The organism is Streptomyces achromogenes (assembly GCF_030816715.1).
Classification (GTDB): Bacteria; Actinomycetota; Actinomycetes; order Streptomycetales; family Streptomycetaceae; genus Streptomyces; species Streptomyces achromogenes_A.
Window position 1 is genome coordinate 3,247,839 of the sequence record NZ_JAUSYH010000001.1, and the last position, 26,838, is coordinate 3,274,676.

Sequence of the window (26,838 nt, forward strand, 5' to 3'; positions counted from 1 at the left end):
AGGAAGCGTGCCACCGCCGATACGGCTTTCGAGTGCCTTGATCGCCCATATCGGTGAACCGAGCCGAAGGATCCGCTGAAAATGCCCCCGTCGCTCCTCGACACCCGCGTCCCCGCCGTTCTCCTGCGGATCGACCGGAATCCCTTTCACCACGGCACCCTCGGTGCCGTGCGCTCGCTCGGCCGGACCGGAGTCGACGTGCACGTGGTCGCCGACTCGACGGGAAGTCCCGTACGCACCTCCCGTTTCGTACGCGAGTTGCACCCCCCGCCGCCGCCCGGCGCCACCCACGCCGACATCGCCGCCACCCTGCTGCGGGTGGCCGCCCGTGTCGAACGGCCCGCTGTGCTCATCCCGATGGACGACGCCGGCGCGATCGCGGTGAGCCGGCTGCGCGACGAGCTGGCGCCGGTCTATCTGCTGCCGCAGCAGCCCGGCGCGGTGCCCGAACGGGTCGCCGACAAGGCGGAACTGGTCGCCCTCTGCGCGGCGGCGGACGTACCGCACCCGCTCACGGTGATTCCGGACAGCGCGGCGCAGGCCGCCTCCGACGCATGGCGGCTCGGCCTGCCGGTGGTGGCGAAGTGGAGCCGGCCCTGGCTGGTGCCCGCAGGCTCGGGGCTGCGCAGCACGGCTCTGGTGCGCTCCCCCCAGGAAGCGCACGAACTGTATCTGCGCACCGACGAAGCGGGCAGCCGGCTGCTGCTCCAGGCCTTCCTGCCGCCGGGTCAGGACCGCGACTGGTTCTTCCACGGGTACACCGACCGCTCCGGCTCGCTCCGCGCCGGCGGCCCAGGCCGCAAACTGTGCGCCTGGCCGCGCGGGGCCGGGCTCACCGCGGTCGGCGAATGGACGGAGAACCCCGCGGTGTGCGCGCACGCCGAGCGGCTCGTCGACACCCTCGGCTACCGGGGCATCCTCGACCTCGACTTCCGCCGCTGCGGCGCGACCGGCGAGTACCACCTGCTCGACTTCAACCCGCGCCCCGGCGCCCAGTTCCGGCTCTTCACCGACTCCGCCGGAGTGGACGTCGTCCGCGCACAGCACCTGGACCTGACGCACCGTCCGCTGCCCGCCGGGGAGCCGCGGCCCGGACGGACGTTCGTCGTGGAGAACTACGCGCCGCTGGCCTCGCTGCGACCGACGCGCCGCGGCCGCGAACTGGCCTGGCACGCGGGCGACGACACCGCACCCGGCCGGGCGATGTGGGGCCTGTGGGCCGCGCACGTCGCCCGCCGGCTGCTCCACCGGCTGCGCAAGCTGGGCGCGGCGGCCACCGCGGAGGCCGAGCCCCGCGTGGTCCGCCAGTCACCGCCGCCCCCGTCCTCCCTGACCCGCCTGCGCACCCAGACCGGATCCGCCGGACAGAGCGGACGCACCGCACCGGCCGTGGCCGGACCGACCGACGACGAGAAAGCGAGCAGCTGCTGATGTACGACCTGCTGGTGGTGGGAGCGGGCCCGTACGGCCTGTCCATCGCGTCGCACGCCGCGGACGCCGGGCTGAGCCTGCGCGTCTTCGGCCGCCCGATGGCTTCCTGGCGCGACAACATGCCGGGCGGAATGTTCCTCAAGTCCGAGCCGTGGGCGTCCAACCTGTCCGACCCGGCCGCCCGCTGGCGGCTCGACGCGTACTGCGCGACCCGGGGCGTGGCGGCCCGGCACGGACAGCCGATCCCCGTGGAGACGTTCGCCGAGTACGGCCTGTGGTTCGCCCGCAACGCCGTCCCCGAGGTGGACGAGCGCACGGTGGTCCGCATCGCGTCCCTGCCCGGCGGCTTCGAGGCGGTCACCGAGGACGGCGAGACCGTGCAGGCCCGCACGGTCGCCCTCGCGGTCGGCGTGATGCCGTTCGTGGAGATCCCCGCGGCGCTGCGCGGCCTGCCGTCCTCGCTCGTCTCGCACAGCAGCCACCACGGCGACCTCGACCGCTTCCGCGACCGGGACGTCACCGTGATCGGCGGCGGGCAGGCCGCCCTCGAGACGGCCGCCCTGCTCGCCGAACAGGGCACCCGGGTCCGCGTGCTGGCCCGCTCCGACCGGCTGCGCTGGAACGACGTCCCGCCGCCCTGGGAGCGCCCGTGGTGGCGGTCGGCCCGCTCCCCGCACAGCGGCCTCGGCTGCGGCTGGCGCAACTGGTTCTACGCCGAACGCCCCGACCTCTACCGGCGGCTCCCGGAGCCGACCCGGGCGCGGATCGCGGCGACGGCGCTCGGACCGGCCGGCGCCTGGTGGGTGCGCGACCGGGTGGAGGGCGCCGTGGAGGTGTGCCTCGACCACGAGGTGACGGCGGCCCGCGCGGCGGACGGCGGAGTGCGGCTGGACGTGACGGGGGCGGACCCCTTCGAGACCGAGCACGTGATCGCGGCCACCGGCTTCCGGGCGACCCGCGAGCGGCTCGGACTCCTCGCCGGCCCGCTGCGCGACACACTGGCCACGGTGGCCGACGGCTCCCCCGAGGTGGGCCGGGACTTCGAGTCGTCCTGCCCCGGACTGTTCATGGCCGGCCTGGTGACGGCGGCCGGGTTCGGGCCGGCGATGCGCTTCGTGCACGGCGCGACCTTCACGGCGAGGACCCTCGTCAAGGGCGTCCGGCGCCGGCTGCACACGGGGCTGCCGGGCGGGGCGATCCCGGCGCCCGGCCGGCACGGGGCGACGGAGGCCGTACGGCGCTGAGTGCACCGGGGCCTGCCGTCCGGACCAGCTCGCAGACAGTGCGGCGTGATCCGACGACAGGCCCCGGGTGTGGCGTCGGCGCCGGCCGCGCGGGCGGCCGGCGCCGGGTGCCTTCACCGCCGGGAGGCGGCCCTGCCTCGCCGGTACAGAACGGCGCCGCCCGCGATCAGCGCCGCGCTGACGCCGGAGGCGGCCAGCAACGCCGCGTTGTCGCTGCCGGTGTGCGGCAGCTCGGGCCGGGTGTGCCCGCCCCCACCGCCGTTGTGCGGGGGCGCGGTGTGCTCGCCACCGGGCGGCGTGCTGTGCCCGCCTCCGGGCGGAGGCGTGCTGTGACCCCCGTGCGGAGGCGGTGTCGAGTGGCCGCCGTGCGGAGGCGGGGTGCTGTGACCGCCACCCGGAGGCGTCGAGTGACCCCCTCCGGGCGGAGTCGAGTGACCGCCGCCGGGAGGCGTGCTGTGCCCTCCACCGGGAGGAGAACTGTGACCCCCTCCGGGCGGAGTCGAGTGACCGCCACCGGGAGGCGTGCTGTGCCCTCCACCGGGAGGAGAACTGTGACCCCCTCCGGGCGGAGTCCAGTGACCGCCACCGGGAGGCGTGCTGTGCCCTCCACCGGGAGGAGAACTGTGACCTCCACCGGGCGGAGTCCAGTGACCGCCACCGGGAGGCGTGCTGTGCCCTCCACCGGGAGGAGAACTGTGACCTCCACCGGGGGGCATCGAGTGGCCGCCACCGGGAGGCGTGCTGTGCCCTCCACCGGGCGGGGTGCCGTGGCCGTGACCGCCGCCCGGGGGCGTGTGGCCTCCGCCGCACGTGTCGCCGTAGCCGCCGCAGTCGTCTCCGTGCCCGTGGCCGCCCTGACCGGAGTCGCCGTAACCGGAATCCCCGTGACCGGAGTCCCCGTGACCGGAATCCCCGTGACCGGAATCCCCGTAGCCGGAGTCCCCGTAACCGGGCTCCTCGTCGTCGGACTCGCCGTAGCCGGAGTCCCCGTAACCGGGCTCCTCGTCGTCGGACTCACCGTAACCGGAGTCCCCGTAACCGGGCTCCTCGTCGTCGGACTCGCCGTAACCGGAGTCCCCGGCGTGCGGGTCGTCGTGGCCGTTCGGTGTCCCGTGCCCGCGGTTGCCGCGGGCGCCGGCGTGCTCGGCGCAGGCGTTGCCGAACGCGGGGCTGAGGGCGGCGACGACGTCGGCCGAGTTCCCGCAGACGTTCAGCGGGACGTGCAGCGGAGCCTCTACGTGGTTGCCCGAGAGGGCTCCTGGTGAACCGTTGGCCGCCCCCTCGGCGTTCGCGTCGGCGAGGGCGTAGCCGCCCCCGCACAGGGACAGAATGCTCGTCGCGGCGGCGGCCGCGACCATTCCCCTGCTCAGGGTCTGTCGCAATCTCGTGGTCTTCCTGCTCGGAGAAGTGGGAAAGGCCGGCCCAGGACCACACGGAAGTCGTCCAAGGCCGGCCCGGGTCCGGCCCGACGGCCGGGAATGACGTGTCGTCAGTCGTTGATGCAGACGTTGCCGCCGGTCGGGTTCAACGCGGCGATGACGTTGATGGAGTTGCCGCACACGTTGATCGGGATGTGGATCGGAATCTGGACGACATTGCCGGACAGGACGCCCGGGGAGCCGATGGCAGCGCCGTTGGCACCGGCGTCGGCGAAGGCGGGTGCGGCCCCGCCCAGGGCCAGGATCAGACCCGCGACAACAGCAGCGCTCTTCTTCATGGGTTTCCCTTCTCTGCGGTCATGCCTAGATGACGGTCGAAACCGAGCGAGCGCAACTGGAACGGCTCGCACCATGACTCGCAGGCTGCAAACGACAGATGGCCGACCGAAGAAACTAAGAAACGCGCGCCGTCCGGTTATTCACTCGAACGCCTTCATACAATTGACCCGCCGGGACCAACCGGAAGAATCGATTCGCCTCGGCAGTGCAACAAAAATTGACAGAACGTCAGGAAAATTCCGACTGAATTCCGCAGCCGGACGGTCCGCCGAAAGAAGCATGGACCGTCGGCGAGCGGCGCCGGTCCCGACCCGGGCCGGGACCGTACGCCTGACCCCGAAGCTACCGGATCCACGGGGGACGGCCGCGGCCGTGCACCCCCATCTGTTTGTCCCACCCGACGACCGGATTTCCCGCCTATAGGCCATCGGAGTGAAGCCGGGCAACCAAGCAGGACGGGGGGCGTTGTCCAGGGCGCTCCGATGGCCGGGGTTTCTCAGAAGGGACTAAAAAGTGATCAAGAGGGTAATGGCCACCGCCGCGGTCGCAGCTTCCGTCATCGGCGCGGCCACCGCCGTCGCGGCTCCGGCGCTCGCCATCGGCAACGACAGTGGCACCACCTCGGCCAGCGGCAACGGTGCCAGCCAGTCGTTCGGCAACTCGGCCACGTTCGGCAACATGAGCCCCCAGATGGCCCTTGTCCAAGGCTCCTTGAACAAGCCCTGCATCGGTCTGCCCGCCAAGCTCAACCTGGGCGGGGTGGGTGCCCTCGGCGCCGCGCTGCAGGACATCCCGATCCTGTCGGCCCCGCAGAACCAGCAGTGCGTGGAGAACAGCACCCAGGCCAAGGGCGACGAGCCGCTGTCGCACATCCTGGACGACATCTCCGTGCTCGCCGGCAACGGTGCGGCCAACCACTGAGTCCGACGTGGTGAACGGGTTCTTTTCCTGAGCCTCCGGGTGGTTTCTCCGCCCTGGCAGCGGGCCGCCGGATCATGGGTGGCCCGCTGTTCTAGCGTGCGCCGGGTGACGACGAAGAGAAACCCTCTGCCACGTCGGCTGGCGATTCCCTCAATCGTCCTGGCCGCCACCGGCGCGCTGCTCGGCAGTTCCGCGCTCCCCGCCCGGGAGCACGCCCCGCGCGCGATGAACATCCTGCTGATGGGCACCGACGAACGGGACACCATCTCCGCCGACGAGAAGCACGAGTTCCACGCCGGCGGCCAGGCCTGCGGCTGCACGGACGTCCTGATGCTCGTTCATCTCTCGGCTCGGCGGGACCGCGTCAGCGTGATCGGCCTGCCCCGTGACTCCTGGGCGCACATCCCGCAGTACCGCGGTCCGGACGGCAAGCAGCGCAAGGCGCATCCGGCGAAGCTCAACGCGGCGTACCAGGAGGGCGGCGCGGAGCTCACCGTCAAGACCGTCGAGTCCATGACCGGGCTGAGCGTCGACCGGTTCTTCCAGGTGGACTTCCGGCGGTTCATGGACTCCGTTGACGAGGTCGGCGGCGTCGAGGTGTGCACGCCGCGGCCGCTGAAGGACTTCGCGACCGGCATGGACCTCAAGCCTGGCAAGCACCGGCTCGGCGGCGGGCAGTCACTGCAGTACGTGCGCTCGCGGCACGTCGACACCAGCGCCGACCTCGGCCGCATCCAGCGTCAGCAGCGCTTCCTCTTCCAGTCGCTGCTCGAGGTGCAGGCGCGCAAACTGCTCGACGACCCGCGGCGCACCCTGCATCTGGTGGGCACCCTGCTCGGGGGAGGTCGGCAGGGCTTCTCGCTGCACGAGCTCGCCCAGGAGGCGGCCGCGCTGCGCAGGCTGCCGGACGCGGCGACGGAGTTCACGACCGCGCCGATCGGCGGGTTCGCCCCGGCCTCGCTGGGCATCGGTTCGGCACTGGCCTGGGACGACCGGAAGGCGGACGCGCTCTTCACGAAGGTGCGCGAGGACCAGCCGCTGGTCGCCAAGGGCAAGAACCCCAGGCCGAAGGATCCACCGACCGTGCTCGGCAGCACGGTGGCGGTGCGCGGGAGCGCGTACGCGTGCAGGTGAGGGGGGCGCACGGCCGGCGCGGTCGGTGCGGTCGGTGCGCTGGGCCGATCGGGGCACGCCACGCATCCCCGGTCGGGGGCGGGGCGTTGTTGATCACGCGGCTCCTCCCCCGGTGTCCGCGCCTTTCGAAGGGAACGAACATGAAGAAGCTGTGGGCATCCGCGGCCCTCGCCGCCTCGGTCGCCGGTCTCGCCGCCGTGAGCGCCCCGCAGGCCCTGGCCATCGGTGACGACAGCGGCACCACTTCCGCCAGCGGCAACGGCGCCTCGTCGGAGTTCGGCAACTCGGCCACCTTCGGCGACATGAGCCCGCAGCTCTCGCTGGTCCAGGGTTCGCTGAACAAGCCGTGCATCGGTCTGCCTGCCAAGCTCAACGCGGGCGGGATCGGCGCCATCGCCGGTGTCGCGCTGCAGGACATCCCGATCCTGTCGGCCCCGCAGAACCAGCAGTGCGTGGAGAACAGCACCCAGGCCAAGGGCGACGAGCCGCTGTCGCACATCCTGGACGACATCTCCGTGCTCGCCGGCAACGGTGCGGCCAACGGCTGAGCCGCAGCCCTACGTACCGCCACGGCGGGCCACCGGTTCTCCGGTGGCCCGCCGATTTCGTGCGCCGCCCGCGGTGTGCGGGCGGCGGAGTGGGAGGCCTGGCCGGGGTCAGAGGTCCAGGCGGTTGGCGTCGGCGATCGCCTCGGCGAGGGCGGTGACGTCCGCGTCCTCCGTCTTCTTCGCCAGCGTGCGGGCCGTTTCCTCCAGTTCGGTCAGGTCGGGGGCGTCCGGGAGCCGGGTCTGCGGGCGGCGCAGGGCGTCGGCGAAGTAGGCGGCCGTCGCCGTGACCCGGAAGCGGGCGGAGGCGTCGGCGAGGTCGTCGTGCAGGGCGCCGGTCTCCAGCCGGCCGGAGGTCTCGTGCGGGGTGCGGGTCTCGGGGTCGAGCCAGCGGACGGTGGCGGTGGCGAGTCGTCCGTCGGCGCCGTGCTCGACGCGCACGGCGTAGAGGGCGGTGACGGTGTGGCCGGGGCCGACCTCGCCGCCGTCGACGCGGTCGTCGCGGAAGTCGTCGTCGGCGACCTCGCGGTCGTCGTAGCCGATCAGGCGGAACTCGGCGACGACGTCGGGGTCGAAGGCGACCTGGGCCTTGGCGTCGCGGGCGGTCAGGTCGACGTTGCGCGGGAGGTCGTCGCAGAAGACCTTGCGGGCGTCGGTCTCGTCCGACACGTAGACGGTGTGGCCGTCGCCCTTGTCGGCGAGGCGTTCCATCAGGGCGTCGCCGTAGTCGCTGCCGACGCCGACGCCGAAGAGGGTGATGCCGTGCTCGCGGCGGGCGGTGTCGATGCGTTCCAGGATCGCGTCGGCGTCGGTGTCGCCGGTGTTGGCGAGGGCGTCCGAGACCAGGACGACCCGGTTGGTGGCGCCCTTGCGCAGGCCCTCGACGGCGGTGGCGTATCCGGTCTCGACGCCGGCGCCGAGGTTGGTGGAGTCGGTGGGTTCCAGGCCGTCGACGGCGTCGTGGACACGGCCGCGGTGGCCGCCGAGCCGGGTCATCGGCAGGACGGTCTCGGCCTCGCCGCTGAAGGTGACGAGGGCGACGGAGTCGTCGTCGCGCAGGCGGTCGGTCATCGTGTCGAGGGAGGACTTGGCGAGGTCCAGGCGGCCCGGTTCGCCCATCGAGCCGGAGACGTCGATGACGAAGGTGAGGGCGGCGGGCGGACGTTCGCCCGCTTGCGCGGCCGTGCGGGTGGCGAGGCCCACGCGGACCAGGGACCAGTCGTCGTCGCCGGTGCGGGTGCCGTCCACGGTGACCGAGAAGCCGTTGCCGTCCGGGCGTTCGTAGTCCTGGCGGAAGCTGTTGACGAACTCCTCGGGGCGGACGGTGGCGGGGTCGGGGCGGCGGCCCTCGGCGAGGGTGCGGCGGGCGTAGCCGTAGGACGCGGTGTCCACGTCGAGGGCGAAGGTGGAGAGACGGTCGGAGCGTCCCTCGTCGCCTTTCTCGTCGCCTTTCTCGTCGTCTTGCCCTCCGCCGCGTGGTGCGCTCGGCGCGGGGAAGGCGTCGCTGTTGCGGGCCGCTCCGTCCGCGGCCTTGCTGCCGGCGGAGTCCTCGCCCGCGCCGCAGCCGGTCAGCAGCAGTGCCGCTGCGGCCGTGAAGGCGAGCAGTGCCGGTGCACGGTGGTTGTTCATGTCGGTGCCCCCTGTGTCCGTCGACATCTGTGACTGTGACGGGCCAGGGGGCCGGAACGTGCGACACGGGGAGTTGCGGATACGTCTCGAACCGGGCACGACGGGCGGCCTTCGAGACCGGCGGGTGACCCTGCGGTGACCCGGCGGTTGTCAGGAGACGACGTCCTTGCGGGCGAAACCGCGGAAGGCCAGGGCGAACAGCACCAGGGCGTAGGTCACGGAGACGGCGGCGCCCTGGATCATGCCGGACCACTCGGGGGTGGGCTGGACGGCGTCGGCCCAGGCGAACTGCCAGTGCGCGGGCAGGAAGTCGCGCCAGTCGCCGAGGGCGGTGACGGCGTCCAGGACGTTGCCGACGATGGTCAGGCCGACCGCGCCGCCGACCGCGCCGAGGGGGGCGTCGGTCTTCGTGGAGAGCCAGAACGCCAGCCCCGCGGTGACCAGTTGGGAGACGAAGACGTACCCGACCACGACCACCAGCCGCTGGGCGGCCGTGCCCGGGTCGAGCGCGCCGCCGGTGGGCAGCTCCAGCGACCCCCAGCCGTAGGCCGCGCTGCCGACGGCGAGGGCGACGACCGGCAGCAGGACCATCGCGGCCAGGCTGAGGCCGAGACCGACGACGAGCTTGGACCACAGCAGGCGGGCGCGGGGCACGGGTGCGGCGAGAAGGTAGCGCAGGGAGGACCAGCCGGCCTCCGAGGCGACGGTGTCCCCGCAGAACAGGGCGACCGGGATGACGAGCAGGAAACCCGCCGACACGAACAGGTTGACCGCCGCGAAGTTGGCGCCCGAGGCGGTCGCCGTGTCCATCAGGGTCACCTGGTTGTTGCGGCCGCCGGGCTCACCGCCGATGGCGAAGGCGATGAGCAGGACGAACGGCAGGGCGGCGAGGATGCCGCCCATGACCAGCGTGCGGCGGCGCTTGAGCTGGCGGACCAGCTCGACGCGCAGCGGCAGGGTGCGGCCGGGCCGGTAGCCGGAGGCGACCTCGGTGAGCGTGCTCATGCGGAACCTCCGATCAGGGTGAGGAAGGCGTCCTCCAGGCGGCGGTGCGGGCCGACCGAGGTCACCGGCACGTCGAGCCGGACGAGTTCGGCGATCAGGCGCCGGGCGGTGCCGTCGGCGTCCAGGCGGATCAGCAGGCCGTCGTCGGCGGGGAGCGCGGAGGCCACGCCTGGCAGCGCGGCGATCTTCTCGACGACCGGCTCCTCCACGGGGACGGCGGTGCCGACCAGGAGGGTGTCGCCGGAACCGATGATCTCGGCGACCGGACCGGCCTGGACGAGCCGGCCGCGGTCCATGACCACGAGGTGGGTGCAGGACTGCTCGACCTCCGCCAGGAGGTGGCTGGAGACGATCACCGTGCGGCCGGCCGCCGCGTAGCGGATCATCACCTCGCGCATCTCGCGGATCTGGGGCGGGTCGAGGCCGTTGGTCGGCTCGTCGAGGATGAGCAGATCCGGAAGGCCGAGCATGGCCTGGGCGATGGCCAGGCGCTGGCGCATGCCCTGGGAGTAGGTGCGCACGGCGCGGGCGAGCGCGTCGCCGAGGCCGGCGATCTCCAGGGCCTCGTCGAGGTGGGCGTCCTCGGCCGGGCGGCCGGTGGCCCGCCAGTACAGCTCGAGGTTCTCCCGGCCGGTCAGGTGCGGCAGGAAGCCGGCGCCCTCGACGAAGGAGCCGACGCGGGAGAGCACGGGGGCGCCCGGGCGGACGGCGTGGCCGAAGACGCGGATCTCGCCGCCGTCGGGCGTGATCAGGCCCATCAGCATGCGCAGGGTCGTCGTCTTGCCGGCGCCGTTGGGGCCGAGCAGGCCGAGGACCTGGCCCTTCTCCACCTGGAAGGACAGCTCGCGGACGCTGTAGCGGTCGCCGTTCGCGTACTTCTTGCTCAGGTCGGTGATCCGCAGCGGGACGTCGGCGAGCGCCGGGTCGGGTGCGGGTGTGGCGGTGCGGCGGCGGGCCGTCAGCAGCAGGGCTAGGGCGAGCGCCGCGCCGGCGAGGGGAAGCCACCAGACCCAGGACGGGAGCGGTGCGGCGGCGGTCGTCACGGCCGGGGCGGTGGGGACCTTGAGGTCGCCCTTCATCGACACGGTGTACGTCGCCGGGGTCATCGGGGAGGCGTAGCCGAGGTCGGTGGAGGCGAGGACCAGGCGCAGCCGGTGCCCCTCCTCGACCTTGTGGTCGATCGCCGGGAGGGTGATCGTGACGTCCTTGCCGGCCTTGGCGCCGTCGACGCGGACCGGGGCGACCAGCTGGGAGGGCAGCACCTGGCTGCCGCTGCCGCCGACGTCGTAGACCTTGGCGAAGAGGACGGCGGTGTCGGTCGTCGACCTCACGTGGACGGTGACCGTGGGCGTGCCGGTGACCCGCAGGTCGTCGGTGAGCGGCGCGGAGTCGAAGGCGGCGTACTGGCCGGGGAAGTCGAGGGAGACGCCGACGCCGAGGGCGGAGAGCTGGGAGAGGCCGCCGCCGAGGCCGGGCAGGGCGGAGACGGCGGGCGGGGTGGCGCCGGGCGGGTTGGCGAAGGACTGCTCGGCGCGGCGGCCGGTCAGCGGGAACGAGCGGTCGTCGCCGGTCAGGCCCGGGTAGGCGGCAGCGCTCGCACCCCGCAGCCGGGCGGCGCCGTCGGTGGAGTCGACGCCTCCGGTGCGGGTGACGCGGAAGGCCGGGCCGGTGTCGGCGGACCGGTCGTCCTTGAGGTAGCGGTCGAACCAGGAGGCGACGCGGGCCTGGACGCGCGGGGCCTCCATGTCGCCGCCGTCGTGGCCGCCGGCGATCCAGTCGACGTCGACGGGCGCGCCGTTGGCGCGGATCGCCTTCTCGGCGGCGTCGGACTGGGCGAGGGTGAACAGGGAGTCGGTCTGGCCCTGGAGGAGGAGGGTGGGGACCTTGATGCGGGCGGCGACAGCCGACGGCGAGCGCTCTTCGAGCAGGGCGCGCGCGGCGGCGTCCGGGACGCCGGACTCGGCGACGCGTTCGTACATCGCGGCCAGCGCGGGTTCGAAGCGTGCGGAGCCGCCGCCGGTGTTGAAGAAGACGCCGGCCCACAGCTTCTTGAACACGCCGTCGGGGAACAGGGCGTCCGCGAGGTTCCAGTAGGTGATCGCGGGGGCGATGGCGTCGACGCGGTCGTCGTAACCGGCGGCGAGCAGGGAGACCGCGCCGCCGTAGGAGGCGCCGGCCACGCCCACGCGCGGGTCGCCGGGCTTGTCGAGCCGGACCTCGGGCCGCTTCGCGAGCCAGTCGATCAGCCGGGAGACGTCGGCGACCTCGCCCTTCGGGTCGTTGAGCCCGATCCGGCCGGTGGACTCGCCGAAGCCGCGCGCGGACCAGGTCAGGACGGCGTATCCGTCGCGGGCGAGCTGCTCGGCCTGCTGCCGGACGTCGTCCTTGCTGCCGCCGAAGCCGTGCGCGAGGAGGACGGCGGGGCGGCGGCCGGTGGCGCCGGAGGTGAAGTACGAGGTGTCCAGGCGTACGCCGTCCACCGCCATGACCCGGTCGGTCTGGTGCACCGCGGGCGCGTCGTCGTCGGCGGCGACGGCCGTCCAGGTACCGGCACCGGCGAGTACGACCACGGCGGCCACGGCGGCGAGGAGCCGTCGCGGCCGCCGTGGTCCTCGCAGACCGGGCAGTCGAAGATCCATGCTTCAACCGTACGGGGTCAACCTGTCGTGGAGTTGTCGACCGCAGACCGAACTCGGCGACCTCCCCGGGGCGTACACGGCCGTGGCCGCATACCGCGGACGCGGTACACGCGGGCCGGTCCTGCCCGTCCTCCGGGACGGCCGCCGGCCGGCGGGCGCCATCCCTGCGGGGCACGGACACGCCGGTTCCCGTCGGGCCGCTCCGGTCGCCCGGCGGTTACCGCAACCGCGGGGCTCCCGGCCAAAAAGTGGGGCGACGACCGGCATGAGGGCGTGTCAGTGTTGCCCGTTAGAGTCGGGGGTCACAGACGAAGCACAGGGGTGGGGACTCATGAAGGCGAAGTACGCGGGGGCTTGGACGGCGGTCACGGTGGCGGCCCTGATCACGACGGCCGGGTGCGGCGGCGAGGGCGTCAAGGACGCGGCCAAGGCCGTGGACGGCACGGACGCGATCATGGCGGCGCTCGGCCGGGCGACCGACCGCACCGAGCAGCTCGGTTCGGCGGAGGTGAAGATGACCACCTCCATGGGCTCGGGCGCTCCGGTCACGATGGAGGGCACCTACTCCTGGGGCGACGGATACGCGTTCGACGTCCTGATGGACACCACGGCCGCGCAGATGCAGCAGCTGCAGGACGCCCCGAAGATGCGCATGCTCTTCGTGGACGGCGCGTACTACTACGACGTCGATCCGCAGGCCTCCGGCCCTCTCAAGGGCAAGGAGTGGATGAAGATCGACAGCTCGGCCGTCTTCGGCAAGCAGGGCGCGCAGGCGCTCAGCGGCAGCAACGGCAGCCCGTCGGCGTCCATGAAGGGCCTGAAGTACGCGGACGACGTCGAGAACCTCGGCTCGGAGAAGATCAACGGCAAGGCCACCACGCACTACCGGGCCGTCATCGACCAGGCCGGGATGGGCAAGTTGAAGAAGGCCTACGGCGACAAGGACAGCCTCTTCGGCTCGATGACCGGCGGCGCCGCCTCGATCACCATGGAGGTGTGGGTCGGCCCCAAGGACCTGCCGGTCCGCATGATCCAGGAGATCGGCACCATGAAGGTCACCACGGACTTCGAGAAGTTCGGCCGGACGGCCCCGGTCAAGGCGCCGCCCGCCGCGCAGACCGGCGACCTCACCGAGGCGATCAAGGAGGCCGGCGGCGGCGCCGGCGCCGGCTCCACCACCGGCTGACGTCCACGCCACGGCTGACGTCCACGCCGTCGGCCGGCGCCTACGCCCGCCCGGCTGACGCGCCGGCCCCATCGGCCGGCGCGACCGCGACGCCCTGCCCCCCGGACGGGGCAGGGCGTCGCCGTGCGTGAGGGGTCGGGCGTGGGTCAGTGGTTGCGGGGGAAGCCCAGGTCCACGCCCGCCGGGGCGTCGGCCGGATCGGGCCAGCGGGTGGTGACGACCTTGCCGCGGGTGTAGAAGTGCGTGCCGTCGTTGCCGTAGATGTGGTGGTCGCCGAAGAGCGAGTCCTTCCAGCCGCCGAAGCTGTGGTAGCCGACGGGGACCGGGATCGGGACGTTCACGCCGACCATGCCGGCCTCGACCTCCAGCTGGAAGCGACGGGCCGCGCCGCCGTCCCGGGTGAAGATCGCGGTGCCGTTGCCGAACGGCGAGGCGTTGATGAGGGCGATGCCCTCGTCGTAGGTGTCGACGCGCAGCACGGTCAGCACCGGGCCGAAGATCTCGTCCTGGTAGGCCTTCGCGGTGGTCGGCACCTTGTCGAGGAGGGAGATGCCGATCCAGTGGCCGTCCTCGAAGCCGTCGACGGTGTAGCCGGTGCCGTCCAGGATCACCTCGGCGCCCTCGGCCGCCGCGCCCGTCACGTAGGACGCCACCTTGTCGCGGTGGACGGCCGTGATGAGCGGGCCCATCTCGCTCGTCGGGTCGTTGCCGGGACCGATCTTGATCTTCTCGGCGCGCTCGCGGATCTTCTCCACGAGCTCGTCGCCGATCGCGCCGACGGCGACGACCGCGGAGATGGCCATGCAGCGCTCGCCCGCCGAGCCGTACGCGGCGGAGACGGCGGCGTCCGCGGCCGCGTCCAGGTCCGCGTCGGGCAGGACCAGCATGTGGTTCTTCGCGCCGCCCAGCGCCTGGACGCGCTTGCCGTTCGCGGAGGCGGTGGTGTGGATGTAGCGGGCGATCGGCGTCGAGCCGACGAAGGACACGGCCTTGACGTCCGGGTGCTCCAGGAGACGGTCCACGGCCACCTTGTCGCCCTGCACGACGTTGAACACGCCGTCCGGGAGACCGGCCTCGGACAGCAGCTCGGCGATCTTCAGCGAGGCCGACGGGTCCTTCTCGGACGGCTTCAGCACGAACGTGTTGCCGCAGGCAATCGCGATCGGGAACATCCACATCGGGACCATCGCCGGGAAGTTGAACGGCGTGATGCCCGCGACGACGCCGAGGGGCTGGCGGATCGACGCGACGTCCACCCGGCTGGCCACCTCGGTCGACAGCTCGCCCTTCAGCTGCACGGTGATCCCGCAGGCCAGGTCCACGATCTCCAGGCCGCGCGCGACCTCGCCGAGCGCGTCGCTGTGCACCTTGCCGTGCTCAGCGGTGATCAGCTCGGCGATCGCGTCCCGGTTCGCGTCGAGCAGCGCCCGGAACGCGAACAGGATCGTGCTCCGCTTGGCCAGCGAGGAGGTGCCCCAGGTGGCGTAGGCGTCCTTCGCGGCCGCGACCGCGGAGTCGACCTCGTCCACCGAGGCGAACGCGACCTTCGTGGTGACGGCGCCGGTCGCGGGGTCGGTGACCGGCCCGTACGAACCCGAGGCGCCTTCGACGGTCTTGCCGCCGATCCAGTGGTTGACGATCTTCGTCATGACCGAGTGCTCCTTCACAGATGGCGGCGTCGGGTAGAGACGTGCCGTTCGTACAGCTCACGTGCCTTCACCGCGGACGCTCGGGTCGCGGTCTCGGCCACAGGTACATCCCACCAGGCCTGCGCGGGCGGCGGCCCCGACACAGTGTCGGCCGTTTCGGTCTCGACGTAGACACATGTGGGAGTGTCGGCGCGCCGCGCCTCGGCGAGGGCTTCGCGCAGTTCGCGGACGGTCTTCGCGCGCAGCACCCGCATGCCGAGGCTGGCCACGTTGGCGGCCAGGTCGACGGGGAGCGGGGCGCCGGTGAAGGTGCCGTCGTCCGCGGTGTAGCGGTAGGCGGTGCCGAAGCGCTCGCCGCCCACCGACTCCGAGAGGCCGCCGATCGAGGCGTAGCCGTGGTTCTGCACGAGCAGGATCTTGATCGCGATCCCCTCCTGCACGGCCGTCACGATCTCCGTCGGCATCATCAGATACGTGCCGTCGCCGACCAGCGCCCAGACGTTGCGCTGCGGGGCGGCCAGTTTCACGCCGATCGCGGCGGGGATCTCGTACCCCATGCAGGAGTAGCCGTACTCCAGGTGGTACTGGTCGCGGGACCGCGTCCGCCACAGTTTGTGCAGGTCGCCGGGGAGCGAACCGGCCGCGTTGATGATCACGTCGGACTCGTCGACGAGGGCGTCCAGCGCGCCGAGCACCTGCGGCTGCGTCGGGCGGACGTCGGGCTCGTCGGCCTCGTAGCAGGCGTCGACGCGCTGCTCCCAGCGCTCCTTGTCCTCGGTGTACGCGGTGACGTAGGCGTCCGCGACCCGGTGCCCGTGCGTGCGCAGGGCCGCGGTCAGCTCGCCGAGGCCGCTGCGGGCGTCCGCCACGAGGGGCAGGCCGGCGAGCTTGTGGCCGTCGAAGGAGGCGATGTTGAGGTTGAGGAAGCGGACGCCGTCGCCCGCGAACAGGGTGTTGGAGGCGGTGGTGAAGTCGGTGTAGCGGGTGCCCACGCCGATGATCAGGTCCGCCGTGCGGGCCAGTTCGTCGGCGGTCGCGGTGCCCGTGTGGCCGACGCCGCCCACGTCCTGCGGGTGGTCGTGGCGCAGCGAGCCCTTGCCGGCCTGGGTGGAGGCGACCGGGATGCCGGTGGCCTCGGCGAACTCGGCGAGGGCCTCCTCGGCGCGGCTGTGGTGGACGCCGCCGCCCGCGATGACGAGAGGGCGTTCGGCCGACCTGATCGCCCGTACGGCCTCGGCGAGTTCGACGGGGTCGGCGCCCGGACGGCGGACCGCCCAGACGCGCTCGGCGAAGAACTCCTCGGGCCAGTCGTAGGCCTCGGCCTGGACGTCCTGCGGCAGGGCGAGGGTGACCGCGCCGGTCTCCACCGGGTCGGTGAGGACGCGCATCGCCTGCAGCGCCGCCGGGATCAGCGCCTCCGGGCGGGTGATCCGGTCGAAGTACTTCGACACCGGGCGCAGGCAGTCGTTGACCGACACGTCGCCCGCGTAGGGGACTTCGAGCTGCTGGAGCACCGGGTCGGCGACCCGGGTGGCGAAGACGTCGCCGGGCAGCAGCAGGACCGGCAGCCGGTTGACGGTGGCGAGGGCGGCGCCGGTGACCAGGTTGGTCGCGCCGGGGCCGATCGACGTCGTCACCGCGTGGGTGGACAGCCGGTTCGACTGGCGGGCGTAGCCGACGGCCGCGTGGACCATCGACTGCTCGTTGCGGCCCTGGTGGAACGGCATCTCGTCGGCGTACTCGACCAGCGCCTGGCCGAGGCCCGCGACGTTGCCGTGGCCGAAGATGCCCCAGGTCGCGCCGATCAGCCGCTGCCGTACGCCGTCGCGCTCGGTGTACTGGGCGGCGAGGAAGCGCACCAGCGCCTGGGCCACCGTCAGCCGCGTCGTCGAGGTCTGCGCCGCCGAGGTCTGCGCCGTCATCGGTAACCCCCTGTGCTCTCTACGTGGTCCGGGTGGAAGCAGATCCGCCACTCCCGGGTCTGCCCCGGTCCCGCCATGACGTTCAGGTAGTACATGGCGTGCCCGGGCTGGGCGATCGCCGGTCCGTGCCAGCCGTCGGGGACGAGCACGGCGTCGCCGGAGCGCACCTCGGCGAGGACGTCGGCGCCGCCCTCGCGCGAGGGGGACACCCGCTGGTAGCCGAAGCCGTTCGGGCCGTCGATCTCGAAGTAGTAGATCTCCTCGAGCTCGGCCTCCTCGCCCGGCCGGTGCTCGTCGTGCTTGTGCGGCGGGTACGAGGACCAGTTGCCGCCGGGGGTGATCACCTCGACGGCGATCAGCTTGTCGCAGTCGAAGGCGTCGGCGGAGGCGAAGTTGCGCACCAGGCGGGCGCAGTTGCCGCTGCCGCGCTCTTCGACGGGGACCTCCGGCGCGGGGCCGTAGCGGGCGGGGAGTCGTCGCTCGCACTTCGCTCCTGCCAGGGCGAAGCGGCCTCCCGCGCCGGAGGCGATCTGGACCCGGGCGTCCCGGGGAACGTACGCGAAGTCGGAGACCGACGCGAACACCGTTTCCCGGCCCAGGAGTTGGAACTCTTCTTGATCTGTGCGCACGGTACATGCGCCTTCGAGGGGCAGCACGATCCATTCGCTGTCACCCGTGTCGAAGACGTGTCCGCCGCCCGGCTCCAGCTCGACGACCCGCAGGCTGCAGTGGTCCCAGCCCGCTCGTGCGGGATCGATGTCGAGTGCGTAGCCGGCGTGCGCGGTGGTCCCGCGCGCGAGGTACAGGTCCTGGCTCATGCGGTCCTCACAGCAGTCCTACGGCGGTGTCCACGGCGGCGGCGACGTCCCCGTCCGCCGGGTACAGCAGCGAACGTCCGACCACCAGGCCCTGAACGGTGGGCAGTTGCAGCGCCCCGCGCCACTTCTCGTACGCGCCGTCCTGGTCGTCGCCCACCTCGCCGCCCAGCAGGACGGCCGGGAGCGTGGACGTCTGCATGACCTCGGCCATGTCGTCGGGGTTGTCGGTGACGGGCACCTTCAGCCAGGTGTAGGCCGACGTGCCGCCCAGCCCGGAGGCGATGGCGATCGACCGGGTGACGGCCTCCGCGGAGAGGTCGTTGCCGAGCCTGCCGTCGGGGCCGCGCCGGCTGATGAACGGCTCGACGAAGAGCGGGAGTCCGCGGGCGGCCATGTCGTCGACGGCACGGGCGGTGGTCTCGAGCGTGGTGAGGGAGCCCGGGTCGTCGTAGTCGAGGCGCAGCAGCAGCTTGCCGGCGTCGAAGTTGAGCCGCTCGATGTCCTCGGCGCGGTGACCGGTGAAGCGGTCGTCGAGTTCGAAGGCGGCGCCCTGAAGGCCGCCGCGGTTCATGGAGCCCATGACGACCTTGCCGTCGAGGGCGCCGAGCAGCAGCAGGTCGTCCAGGATGTCGGCGGTCGCGAGGACGCCGTCCACGCCGGGGCGCGACAGGGCGAGGCAGAGGCGTTCCAGCAGGTCGGCACGGTTGGCCATGGCCAGCTTGCGCCCGCCGACGCCGAGCGCGCCGCGGGCCGGGTGGTCGGCGGCGACGATCATCAGCCGGCCGGAGTCGCCCAGCAGCGGCCTGCGGGTGCGGCGGGCGGCGGCCTCGGCGATCGCCTCGGGGCGGTGGCTGCGCAGGCGGACGAGTTCCAGGACGTCGACGGTGGTCACAGGACGGCTCCCGCCTCGATCGCCGCGGCCACTTCGTCCGGCGTCGGCATCGCCGAGGAGCACTCCAGCCGGGAGGCGACGATGGCGCCGGCGGCGTTGGCGTGCCGCATGGTCTTCTCCAGGTCCCAGCCCGCGAGCAGGCCGTGGCAGAGGGAGCCGCCGAAGGCGTCGCCGGCCCCGAGGCCGTTCAGGACGTTCACCGGCAGCGGCGGCACCTCGGCGGACGCACCCGTGCGGTCGACGGCGAGGACGCCCTTGGGGCCCTGCTTGACGACGGCGAGCTCGACGCCGGCGTCCAGCAGCGCCTGCGCGGCCGCCCGGGGCTCGCGCACGCCGGTCGCCACCTCCACCTCGTCGAGGTTGCCGACGGCGACGGTGGCGTGCTTCAGGGCCTCGGCGTAGAACGGGCGGGCGGCGTCGGGGTCGCTCCAGAACATCGGGCGCCAGTCGAGGTCGAACACCGTGGCGCCGGCCTTGTCGCGGTGGGCGAGGGCGGCGAGGGTCGCGGTGCGGCTGGGTTCCTCGCTCAGGCCGGTGCCGGTGACCCAGAAGACGCGGGCCTCGCGGACGGCGTCGAGGTCGAGCTCGTGGGCGTCGATCTCCAGGTCCGGCGCCTTGGGCTGCCGGTAGAAGTACAGCGGAAAGTCGTCCGGCGGGAAGACCTCGCAGAAGGTGACGGGCGTCGGCAGGCCGGGCACCGGCGTCACCCAGCGGTCGTCGACGCCGAAGCCGCGCAGGGCCTCGTGCAGATAGGTGCCGAAGGGGTCGTCGCCGGTGCGCGAGATCACCGCCGTGGACCGGCCGAGACGGGCCGCGGCGACCGCCACGTTGGTCGCCGATCCGCCCAGGAACTTCCCGAAGGACGTGACCTGCGGGAGCGGGACGCCCGTCTGCAGCGGATAGAGGTCCACCCCTATCCGCCCCATGGTGATCAGGTCGTACGCCATCGACTTCCCTTCGTGTCGGTCGTCCCCGTGACGCCGCTCGCGGCATGCCCTCGGCACACGTCCCGTATCGGCTCTCAGGCTTTGTAGCCCCGCACGGCGGGCCCTGTCAATGTTTTGTCCAGACATTCGGACCAGGCCTTGACACCCCTTCGGTGAGACCGCACTCTGGCGGCCATGACGTCGTTGTCACCTCAGTCCTCACTTTCCCGCATCCGGATCGGATCGGCCCCCGACAGCTGGGGCGTCTGGTTCCCGGACGATCCCGCCCAGGTCCCGTGGCAGCGCTTCCTCGACGAGGTGGCGCAGTCCGGCTACGAGTGGATCGAGCTCGGCCCCTACGGGTACCTGCCGACCGACCCCGCAGTCCTCACCGAGGAGACGGCGAAGCGCGGCCTGAAGGTCTCGGCGGGCACGGTCTTCACCGGCCTGCACCACGGCGAGGCCGTGTGGGAGAAGACCTGGGCGCACGTCGCCGACAACGCGGTGCTCGCGCAGGCGATGGGTGCGAGGCACCTGGTCGTCATCCCGTCCTTCTGGCGGGACGACAAGACCGGCGAGGTGCTGGAGTCCGACACGCTCACGCCCGAGCAGTGGCGCAACCTGACCTCGCTGACCGAGCGGCTGGGCAAGGAGGTGCGGGAGCGGTACGGCCTGCGGATCGTCGTCCACCCGCACGCCGACACCCACGTCGACAGCGAGGAGAACGTCGCCCGGTTCCTGGACGGCACCGACTCCGACCTGGTGTCGCTGTGCCTGGACACCGGCCACTACGCCTATTGCGGCGGCGACAGCGTCAAGCTGATCGAGACGTACGGGGAGCGCATCGGCTACCTGCACCTCAAGCAGGTCGACCCCGAGATCCTGGCCGACGTGCGCGCCAAGGGGACCCCCTTCGGGCCGGCCGTGGCGCAGGGCGTCATGTGCGAGCCGCCCGCGGGCGTGCCGGCGCTGGGGCCCGTGCTGGAGGCGGCGCAGAAGCTGGACGTGGACCTGTTCGCGATCGTCGAGCAGGACATGTACCCGTGCGCCCCGGACACCCCGCTGCCGATCGCGCAGCGCACGCGGGCGTTCCTGCGGAGCTGCGGGGCCTGACGCGGACCTGCCCGGCCCTGACTCCGGCTCCGACCCGGCTCCGACCCCGGCCCCCGGCCCCCGCCAGGTCGGGGCGGATCGGGGCGGATCGGGGCGGTCCTGTGGGACCCCTGGCGGTGCCGCGCGCGCTGGAGCAACATAAGCGCCCATGGCTGTACGGGTGGTACGCGCCCGGTCCGGGCAAGGGCCGGGCGGATCCTGGGAGTTCGTCACCGCGTTTCCTCATCCACGGCTGCGGCCGGGGGTGATGAGCTACCGCGGGATCCGGCTCGCGATGCCCCGCCCCCGGCGGCGGCTCGAGGCGCCCATCGGCGCCTCCACCCTGCTGCTGGGGTTCGACGAGCCGGTGCGGATCTGGCGGGCGGAGCAGGCGCCGGAGACCCGCGTCCGCGTGTACTGCGGGCCCACCACCACGCCCGCCGTCGGGGAGCACTGCGGACGGTTCTCGGGCATCGAGGTGCTGCTGACCCCGTGGGCCGCGTTCGCCCTGTTCGGCACCCCGCAGCACGAGCTCGTCGACCGCACGGTGGATCCGGACGAGCTGCCGCACACCCTCGGCTCGCCCCTCGGCGAACTGACCGCCGCTCTCGCCGCGTTGCCGTGCTGGGAGCGGCGGTTCGCGCTGCTCGACGACACGTTCGACCGCTGGCGGCGGGCGACCGCGCCGGGTTCGGAGCGGGTGGCACGGGCGTGGTCGCTGCTGGTGCGCACGGACGGCGCGCTGCCGGTCCCCCGGCTGGCCGAGGAGGTCGGCTGGAGCGTACGGCAGCTGGAGAGCCGCTTCCGCGAGCAGATCGGGCTGGGCCCGAAGGCTGCGGCCCGTGTACTGCGGTTGCAGCGGGCCAGGCGGCTGCTCACCGAGGGGCGGAGCGCGGCGGAGACGGCGGCCCTGTGCGGCTTCTACGACCAGGCCCATCTCAGCGGCGAGTTCAAGGCGATGACGGGATGCACGCCGAGGCAGTTCGCGCAGGCCAGGCGGCTGCCGGAACCGGTGTCCCCGGTGGCCGACCGACTGAGCGGCGAGGCGACCAGCCTGTTGCTGCCGACACCGGCCGGTGGCTGGTCCGGACCGGGTGCGTATTTCTCCAAGACCGGACCCATTGGCTGAATACAGGCTGGGGTCCTGCCAGTTGAATCCGGTCGTTCCGGTCGAACCGGCCGATCAGACCCATGCGGTTGCTCCGGCCCATGCGGTGCATCCGGCCGGTCCGGCCGACGGGGACGTGCCGGGGGGATGGCGGGGAACGGGGTCGGGCCGGGCCTGTCGCAGCGGGCCCGGCCCGTCTCCTGATCTCCCGCGCGGACGGTCCCGGCCCGTCTCCTGACCTCCCGCGCGGACGGTCCCGGCCCGTCTCCTGACCTCCCGCGCGGACGGTCCCGGCGACGGCCCCCGCGACCGGCCCGACGACCGACCAGGCGGTCAGACCCGGAGACCGGACCCGGAGACCGGCGGGCGCCCCCGCGCGGATCCCCCGCCCGACCATTGCGTCACTCGTGTCACAAACACCCCCTTCCTGTCACACATGTCGCGTGTACGCGGGCCTTGTGTCACACGCGGTCAACAGTCGACTCCGTCTGGTCACCACGCCTCGTTCACGGGGCACAGGCTCGTTGATCGCCAGCGCAGCGCCGGGCTCCCCCGGGCGGCCTCCCGGCCGCCGCCCCGCGCACGCAGGGAAGGTGCGGCTCATGACCGACCGAAGGCTCTGGTCCTACAAGGAGATCGCGGCGCACATCAAGGTGCAGCCGGACACCGTACGGTCCTACCGCAAGCACGGACTGCTGCCCCCGCCCGACCACGTCGAGGGCGGCAAGCCCTACTGGTACGCCGACACCGTCAAAGCCTGGGTCGCCTCCCGCCCGGGCAACCGCGGCCGCGGGCCGAACTGATCCCCCGAGGGGACCGAGGTCGCCGCTCTGTGCCCCACCCCTGACGTGGGGCACCGTACTGTCCGGACGCCGCCGGAAAGGCCGCCGGAGAGTCCGGCGGAGAATCTGCCGGGGGCGGACGTCCGCAAGCCGCTGGTCCGCTCAGGTCCACGGCTCGACGACGGTCATGCCCGCGCCCGGGCTCGCCCCCAACGCCGCCAGCGCCGCCGGAGCGGCGTCGAGCGTGATCGTGGACGTCACCAGCAGGTCGGGGCGCAGCACACCCGACCGGACCAGCTCCAGCAGCTCCGGGTAGGCGTGCGCCGCCATCCCGTGGCTGCCCAGGATCTCCAGCTCCAGGGCGACGGCACGGGCCAGCGGCACGGACGTCATGCCGTCCGCGGAGGGCAGCAGGCCGACCTGGACATGACGGCCGCGGCGGCGCAGGCCGCCCACCGAGGCGGCGCAGACGGCCGGGGAGCCGAGGGCGTCCAGGGAGAGGTGCGCGCCGCCCCCGGTCAGTTCACGGACCGCCTCGGCCGTGTCCGGCACCCGGGCCGCGTCCACGCACTCCGCCGCGCCGAACGTCCGCGCCAGCTCAAGGGCCTGTGGAGAGACGTCCACCGCCACCACCCGCGCCCCGCTCGCCGCCGCGATCATCACGGCCGACAGACCCACGCCTCCGCAGCCGTGCACCGCCACCCACTCCCCGGCCGCGACCCGGCCCTGCCGCACGACCGCCCGGAACGCGGTGGCGAACCGGCAGCCGAGGGAGGCGGCCGTCGCGTACGACAGGTCGTCGGGGAGCACGACCAGGTTCACGTCGGCGTGGTCAAGGGCCACGTACTGGGCGTAGGAGCCCCAGTGCGTGAAGCCGGGCTGCGTCTGGCGTTCGCACACCTGGTGGTGGCCGGCCGCACAGGACGGGCAGCTGCCGCAGCCGCACACGAAGGGGACGGTGACCCGGTCGCCGGGCCGTCGGAGGGTGACCAGCGCGCCGACCTCCTCGACGACGCCGGCGAGTTCGTGACCCGGCACGTGCGGCAGGGCGATGTCCGGGTCGTGGCCCATCCAGCCGTGCCAGTCGCTGCGGCACAGGCCGGTGGCCTCCACCCGCACGACCACTCCATGGGGGGCGGGCCGGGGGTCGGGCACCTCACGCACCTCGGCCGGTTCGCCGTACCGCTCGAAGACCACCGCTCGCATCCGTGCTCCCGTCGCCGTTCTCGTGCCGTTCTCGCCGCCGTCTCGTCGGCGGGTACATCGTCGCCGGGCGGCCGGCGCGAGGAGAACGCGGGTGCGGGTGCGGCGGGCGTCGGCACCGGCCACCCTCCTTGGGTTCATACCCCCTAGGGGTATACTCTCGACAACAGCAGGCCCACCGAGCCGGTCACGGCACCGACGACCGGCCCGCCCCATCCGCCGCTACGAGGAGAACGACATGACCGCTGCAACCGACACCCCGGGCTCCGTCACCACCGTCTATCAGGTGAGCGGCATGAGCTGCGGCCACTGCGAGGGCGCCGTCTCCGGCGAGCTCTCGGAGCTCGCCGGCGTCACCTCGGTGAAGGCCGTCGCCTCGACCGGCGAGGTCACGGTCGTCTCCGCCGCCCCGCTCGACGAGGAGGCCGTGCGCGCCGCGGTCGACGAGGCCGGCTTCGAGCTGGCCGGCCGAGCCTGAGCAGGCCTGCCGGGTCCGAGCAGCAGCTTTCCCATCCCGAGGCATCCACCGGGCCGTGCCGACCAGCTGATACTGGTTCCGTACGGCCCGGTCCGTTTTCTGGAGTACGGACATGACCAGCACCGCCACCGCCAGCTCCGCCGAGTCCGCGACAGCCGCTCCCCCTTCCGAGGTCGAGCTGCTGATCGGCGGGATGACCTGCGCGTCCTGCGCGGCACGCGTGGAGAAGAAGCTCAACCGCATGGACGGCGTCGCCGCCACGGTCAACTACGCGACCGAGAAGGCGCGGATCAGCTATCCGGCCGGCGTCGAGGTCGCCGACCTGATCGCGACCGTGGTGAAGACCGGGTACACGGCCGAGGAACCCGCGCCCGAGCCGGCCCCGCGGGACGCCGGCGACGCGCCGCGGGACCCCGAGCTGACGGACCTGCGGCACCGACTCCTCGTCACCGCCCTGCTCGCCGCGCCCGTCGTGCTGCTCGCGATGGTCCCGTCCTTCCAGTTCGACAACTGGCAGTGGCTCTCGCTGACGCTCGCCGCCCCGGCGGTGGTCTGGGGCGGGGCGCCGCTGCACAAGGCGGCCTGGACGAACCTGCGGCACGGCGCGGCCACCATGGACACCCTGGTCTCCGTCGGCACGCTGGCCGCGCTCGGCTGGTCGCTGTGGGCGCTGTTCTTCGGCGACGCGGGGATGCCCGGCATGCGGCACCCCTTCGAGCTGACCGTCTCCCGCACGGAGGGCACCTCGACGATCTATCTCGAGGTCGCCGCCGGCGTGACCGCCTTCATCCTGCTCGGCCGCTATCTCGAGGCCCGCTCGAAGCGGCGCGCGGGAGCGGCCCTGCGGGCGCTGATGGAGCTGGGCGCGAAGGAGGTCGCCGTGCTGCGGGACGGGCGCGAGGTGCGGATCCCCGTCGACCGGCTGGCGGTCGGGGACCGGTTCGTCGTGCGGCCCGGCGAGAAGATCGCCACCGACGGGACCGTCGTACAGGGCACGTCCGCCGTGGACGCCTCCATGCTGACCGGCGAGTCCGTGCCGGTGGACGTCGCGCCGGGCGACGCCGTCACCGGGGCCACCGTGAACGTCGGCGGCCGGCTGGTCGTCGAGGCGACCCGGATCGGCGCGGACACCCGGCTCGCCCGCATGGCGCAGCTGGTGGAGGAGGCGCAGTCCGGCAAGGCCGAGGTGCAGCGGCTGGCCGACCGGATCTCCGGCGTCTTCGTGCCGGCGGTGCTGCTGCTCGCGCTGGCCTGCTTCGGGGGCTGGCTCGTGGCGACGGGCGACACGGTGGCCGCGTTCACGGCGGCCGTCGCCGTGCTGATCATCGCCTGCCCGTGCGCGCTGGGGCTCGCCACGCCCACCGCGCTCATGGTGGGCACCGGGCGCGGCGCGCAGCTCGGCATCCTCATCAAGGGCCCGGAGGTCCTGGAGTCCACGCGCCGCGTCGACACCGTCGTGCTCGACAAGACCGGCACCGTCACCACCGGCCGGATGACCCTCCAGGACGTGTATGTCGCCGATGGCGTGGACGAGCGGCTGCTGCTGCGGCTCGCGGGCGCCCTCGAGCACGCCTCGGAGCACCCGGTCGCCCGGGCCGTGGCCGCGGGCGCCGAGGAGCGGGTCGGCGAGCTGCCGGCGGCGGAACGGTTCGAGAACGTGCCCGGTCGGGGTGTGCGCGGGCTGGTGGAGGGCCGCGAGGTGGCCGTGGGGCGCCTGTTCGCCTCCCTGCCCGAGGAGTTGGCGCGCGCCAGGGACGCGGCCGAGCGGGACGGCATGACGGCCGTCGTCGCCGGGTGGGACGGCGTGGCGCGCGGGGTGCTCGCGGTCGCCGACGCGATCAAGGAGACCAGCGCCGAGGCGGTGCGGGAGCTGCGGGCGCTGGGGCTCACGCCCGTGCTGCTCACCGGGGACAACCGGACGGTCGCGGAGGCGGTCGCGGCGGCCGTCGGGATCGACCGGGTCGTCGCCGAGGTGCTGCCGGAGGACAAGGTCGACGTCGTGCGGCGGCTGCGGGACGAGGGGCGGGTCGTCGCCATGGTCGGGGACGGGGTCAACGACGCGGCCGCGCTCGCCACCGCCGACCTGGGACTGGCCATGGGGACGGGCACCGACGCGGCCATCGAGGCGAGCGACCTGACGCTGGTGCGCGGGGACCTGCGGGTGGCCGCGGACGCGATCCGGCTGTCGCGGCGGACGCTCGCCACGATCAAGGGGAACCTGGTGTGGGCCTTCGGGTACAACGTGGCGGCGCTGCCGCTGGCCGCGGCGGGCCTGCTGAACCCGATGATCGCGGGGGCGGCGATGGCGTTCTCGTCGGTGTTCGTCGTCACCAACAGCCTGCGGCTGCGCGCCTTCAGGTGAGGACCGGACCGTACCGCCGAGTACGCCCAGGCCTTTCGACCAGACCCCTGGAGTCCTGCCCGTACCTCACATAAGCTCTTCACAAGGCTCGCGCATCATCCTTACGCCTGGGCCCCTATCGCCGTATCCGTTCTCTTGCGCATCTAACGGACAT

The 26,838-nt window shown here is 73.0% G+C and carries 22 protein-coding genes; 11 read left to right on the forward strand and 11 right to left on the reverse strand.

The window, feature by feature from the left end:
- The first annotated feature begins 81 nt into the window (after nt 1-81).
- Nucleotides 82-1,431, forward strand: a complete 1,350-nt coding sequence (locus tag QF032_RS14590) for a carboxylate--amine ligase (protein ID WP_307043084.1) — start codon at nt 82-84, stop codon at nt 1,429-1,431.
- Nucleotides 1,431-2,675 (forward strand): FAD-dependent oxidoreductase, encoded by a 1,245-nt coding sequence (locus tag QF032_RS14595; RefSeq protein WP_307043086.1) that lies wholly within the window; start codon nt 1,431-1,433, stop codon nt 2,673-2,675. Before QF032_RS14590 ends, QF032_RS14595 begins: the two co-directional genes overlap by 1 nt.
- A 113-nt stretch (nt 2,676-2,788) precedes the next feature.
- On the opposite strand, the gene QF032_RS14600 is transcribed toward QF032_RS14595, so the two are convergent.
- Nucleotides 2,789-4,033 carry a chaplin family protein gene (locus QF032_RS14600; RefSeq protein ID WP_307060254.1) on the reverse strand — a complete coding sequence of 415 codons (1,245 nt, stop codon included), beginning with the start codon at nt 4,031-4,033 and terminating at the stop codon, nt 2,789-2,791.
- Nucleotides 4,034-4,164: 131 nt separating this feature from the next.
- A complete protein-coding gene (locus tag QF032_RS14605) occupies nt 4,165-4,392 on the reverse strand; it encodes a chaplin (protein WP_054240076.1) in 228 nt (75 codons plus the stop codon).
- A 514-nt stretch (nt 4,393-4,906) separates the two neighbouring features.
- On the opposite strand from QF032_RS14605, the gene QF032_RS14610 reads away from it, so the two are divergent.
- The 3 genes from QF032_RS14610 (at nt 4,907) to QF032_RS14620 (ending at nt 6,996) form a co-directional block, all read left to right on the forward strand.
- Nucleotides 4,907-5,314 carry a rodlin gene (locus QF032_RS14610; protein WP_307043091.1) on the forward strand — a complete coding sequence of 136 codons (408 nt, stop codon included), beginning with the start codon at nt 4,907-4,909 and terminating at the stop codon, nt 5,312-5,314.
- Nucleotides 5,315-5,419: 105 nt separating this feature from the next.
- Nucleotides 5,420-6,448 (forward strand): LCP family protein, encoded by a 1,029-nt coding sequence (locus tag QF032_RS14615; protein WP_307043093.1) that lies wholly within the window; start codon nt 5,420-5,422, stop codon nt 6,446-6,448.
- A 140-nt stretch (nt 6,449-6,588) separates the two neighbouring features.
- A complete protein-coding gene (locus QF032_RS14620) occupies nt 6,589-6,996 on the forward strand; it encodes a rodlin (RefSeq protein ID WP_307043095.1) in 408 nt (135 codons plus the stop codon).
- A gap of 108 nt (nt 6,997-7,104) precedes the next feature.
- On the opposite strand, the gene QF032_RS14625 is transcribed toward QF032_RS14620, so the two are convergent.
- The 3 genes from QF032_RS14625 to QF032_RS14635 form a co-directional block, all read right to left on the reverse strand.
- Nucleotides 7,105-8,622, reverse strand: coding sequence for a vWA domain-containing protein (locus QF032_RS14625; RefSeq protein WP_307056179.1), 1,518 nt, complete (start codon nt 8,620-8,622; stop codon nt 7,105-7,107).
- Nucleotides 8,623-8,772: 150 nt separating this feature from the next.
- On the reverse strand, nt 8,773-9,627 hold the full coding sequence (locus tag QF032_RS14630) for an ABC transporter permease (RefSeq protein WP_306952211.1): 855 nt from the start codon (nt 9,625-9,627) through the stop codon (nt 8,773-8,775).
- Nucleotides 9,624-12,266, reverse strand: a complete 2,643-nt coding sequence (locus tag QF032_RS14635; RefSeq protein WP_307056180.1) for an alpha/beta fold hydrolase — start codon at nt 12,264-12,266, stop codon at nt 9,624-9,626. The genes QF032_RS14630 and QF032_RS14635 overlap by 4 nt, the downstream gene beginning before the upstream one ends.
- 331 nt (nt 12,267-12,597) lie before the next feature.
- Here QF032_RS14635 and QF032_RS14640 point away from each other — a divergent pair, with 331 nt between their 5' ends.
- Entirely contained in the window at nt 12,598-13,452 is an 855-nt protein-coding gene (locus QF032_RS14640; protein ID WP_307056181.1) for a hypothetical protein, read from the forward strand.
- 146 nt (nt 13,453-13,598) lie between these two features.
- Here QF032_RS14640 and mmsA read toward each other — a convergent pair whose 3' ends face one another.
- Genes mmsA through iolC form a run of 5 tightly spaced genes read right to left on the reverse strand, consistent with a single transcriptional unit; the run spans nt 13,599 to nt 19,680 of the window.
- Nucleotides 13,599-15,101, reverse strand: a complete 1,503-nt coding sequence (gene mmsA / locus QF032_RS14645) for a CoA-acylating methylmalonate-semialdehyde dehydrogenase (protein WP_306952208.1) — start codon at nt 15,099-15,101, stop codon at nt 13,599-13,601.
- A 14-nt stretch (nt 15,102-15,115) separates the two neighbouring features.
- Complete coding sequence (iolD, locus tag QF032_RS14650) at nt 15,116-17,023, reverse strand: 3D-(3,5/4)-trihydroxycyclohexane-1,2-dione acylhydrolase (decyclizing) (RefSeq protein ID WP_307043103.1); 1,908 nt, start codon at nt 17,021-17,023, stop codon at nt 15,116-15,118.
- Nucleotides 17,020-17,841: a 5-deoxy-glucuronate isomerase gene (iolB, locus tag QF032_RS14655; protein ID WP_306952206.1), complete on the reverse strand. Its 822-nt coding sequence runs from the start codon at nt 17,839-17,841 to the stop codon at nt 17,020-17,022. The genes iolD and iolB overlap by 4 nt, the downstream gene beginning before the upstream one ends.
- Nucleotides 17,842-17,848: 7 nt before the next feature.
- A complete protein-coding gene (locus QF032_RS14660) occupies nt 17,849-18,733 on the reverse strand; it encodes a Cgl0159 family (beta/alpha)8-fold protein (protein ID WP_306952205.1) in 885 nt (294 codons plus the stop codon).
- Entirely contained in the window at nt 18,730-19,680 is a 951-nt protein-coding gene (iolC, locus tag QF032_RS14665; protein WP_306952204.1) for a 5-dehydro-2-deoxygluconokinase, read from the reverse strand. Before iolC ends, QF032_RS14660 begins: the two co-directional genes overlap by 4 nt.
- Before the next feature lie 174 nt (nt 19,681-19,854).
- Here iolC and QF032_RS14670 point away from each other — a divergent pair, with 174 nt between their 5' ends.
- From QF032_RS14670 to QF032_RS14680, 3 genes are all read left to right on the forward strand, one after another.
- The gene (locus tag QF032_RS14670; protein ID WP_307043105.1) at nt 19,855-20,772 is read left to right on the forward strand and encodes a sugar phosphate isomerase/epimerase family protein; all 918 of its coding nucleotides are present in this window, start codon (nt 19,855-19,857) and stop codon (nt 20,770-20,772) included.
- A gap of 274 nt (nt 20,773-21,046) precedes the next feature.
- Nucleotides 21,047-21,880 (forward strand): helix-turn-helix domain-containing protein, encoded by an 834-nt coding sequence (locus QF032_RS14675; protein WP_307060256.1) that lies wholly within the window; start codon nt 21,047-21,049, stop codon nt 21,878-21,880.
- A gap of 581 nt (nt 21,881-22,461) precedes the next feature.
- Nucleotides 22,462-22,662 (forward strand): helix-turn-helix transcriptional regulator, encoded by a 201-nt coding sequence (locus QF032_RS14680; protein ID WP_307056182.1) that lies wholly within the window; start codon nt 22,462-22,464, stop codon nt 22,660-22,662.
- A gap of 141 nt (nt 22,663-22,803) precedes the next feature.
- Here the strand turns inward: QF032_RS14680 and QF032_RS14685 are convergent, their stop codons facing one another.
- Entirely contained in the window at nt 22,804-23,847 is a 1,044-nt protein-coding gene (locus QF032_RS14685; protein WP_306952201.1) for a zinc-dependent alcohol dehydrogenase family protein, read from the reverse strand.
- 235 nt (nt 23,848-24,082) lie between these two features.
- Between QF032_RS14685 and QF032_RS14690 the strand changes: the two genes are divergently transcribed.
- Together QF032_RS14690 and QF032_RS14695 are read left to right on the forward strand one after the other, a co-directional pair.
- Nucleotides 24,083-24,322 (forward strand): heavy-metal-associated domain-containing protein, encoded by a 240-nt coding sequence (locus QF032_RS14690; RefSeq protein WP_306952200.1) that lies wholly within the window; start codon nt 24,083-24,085, stop codon nt 24,320-24,322.
- Nucleotides 24,323-24,434: 112 nt separating this feature from the next.
- Nucleotides 24,435-26,684 carry a heavy metal translocating P-type ATPase gene (locus QF032_RS14695; protein ID WP_307056183.1) on the forward strand — a complete coding sequence of 750 codons (2,250 nt, stop codon included), beginning with the start codon at nt 24,435-24,437 and terminating at the stop codon, nt 26,682-26,684.
- Nucleotides 26,685-26,838 lie beyond the last annotated feature (154 nt).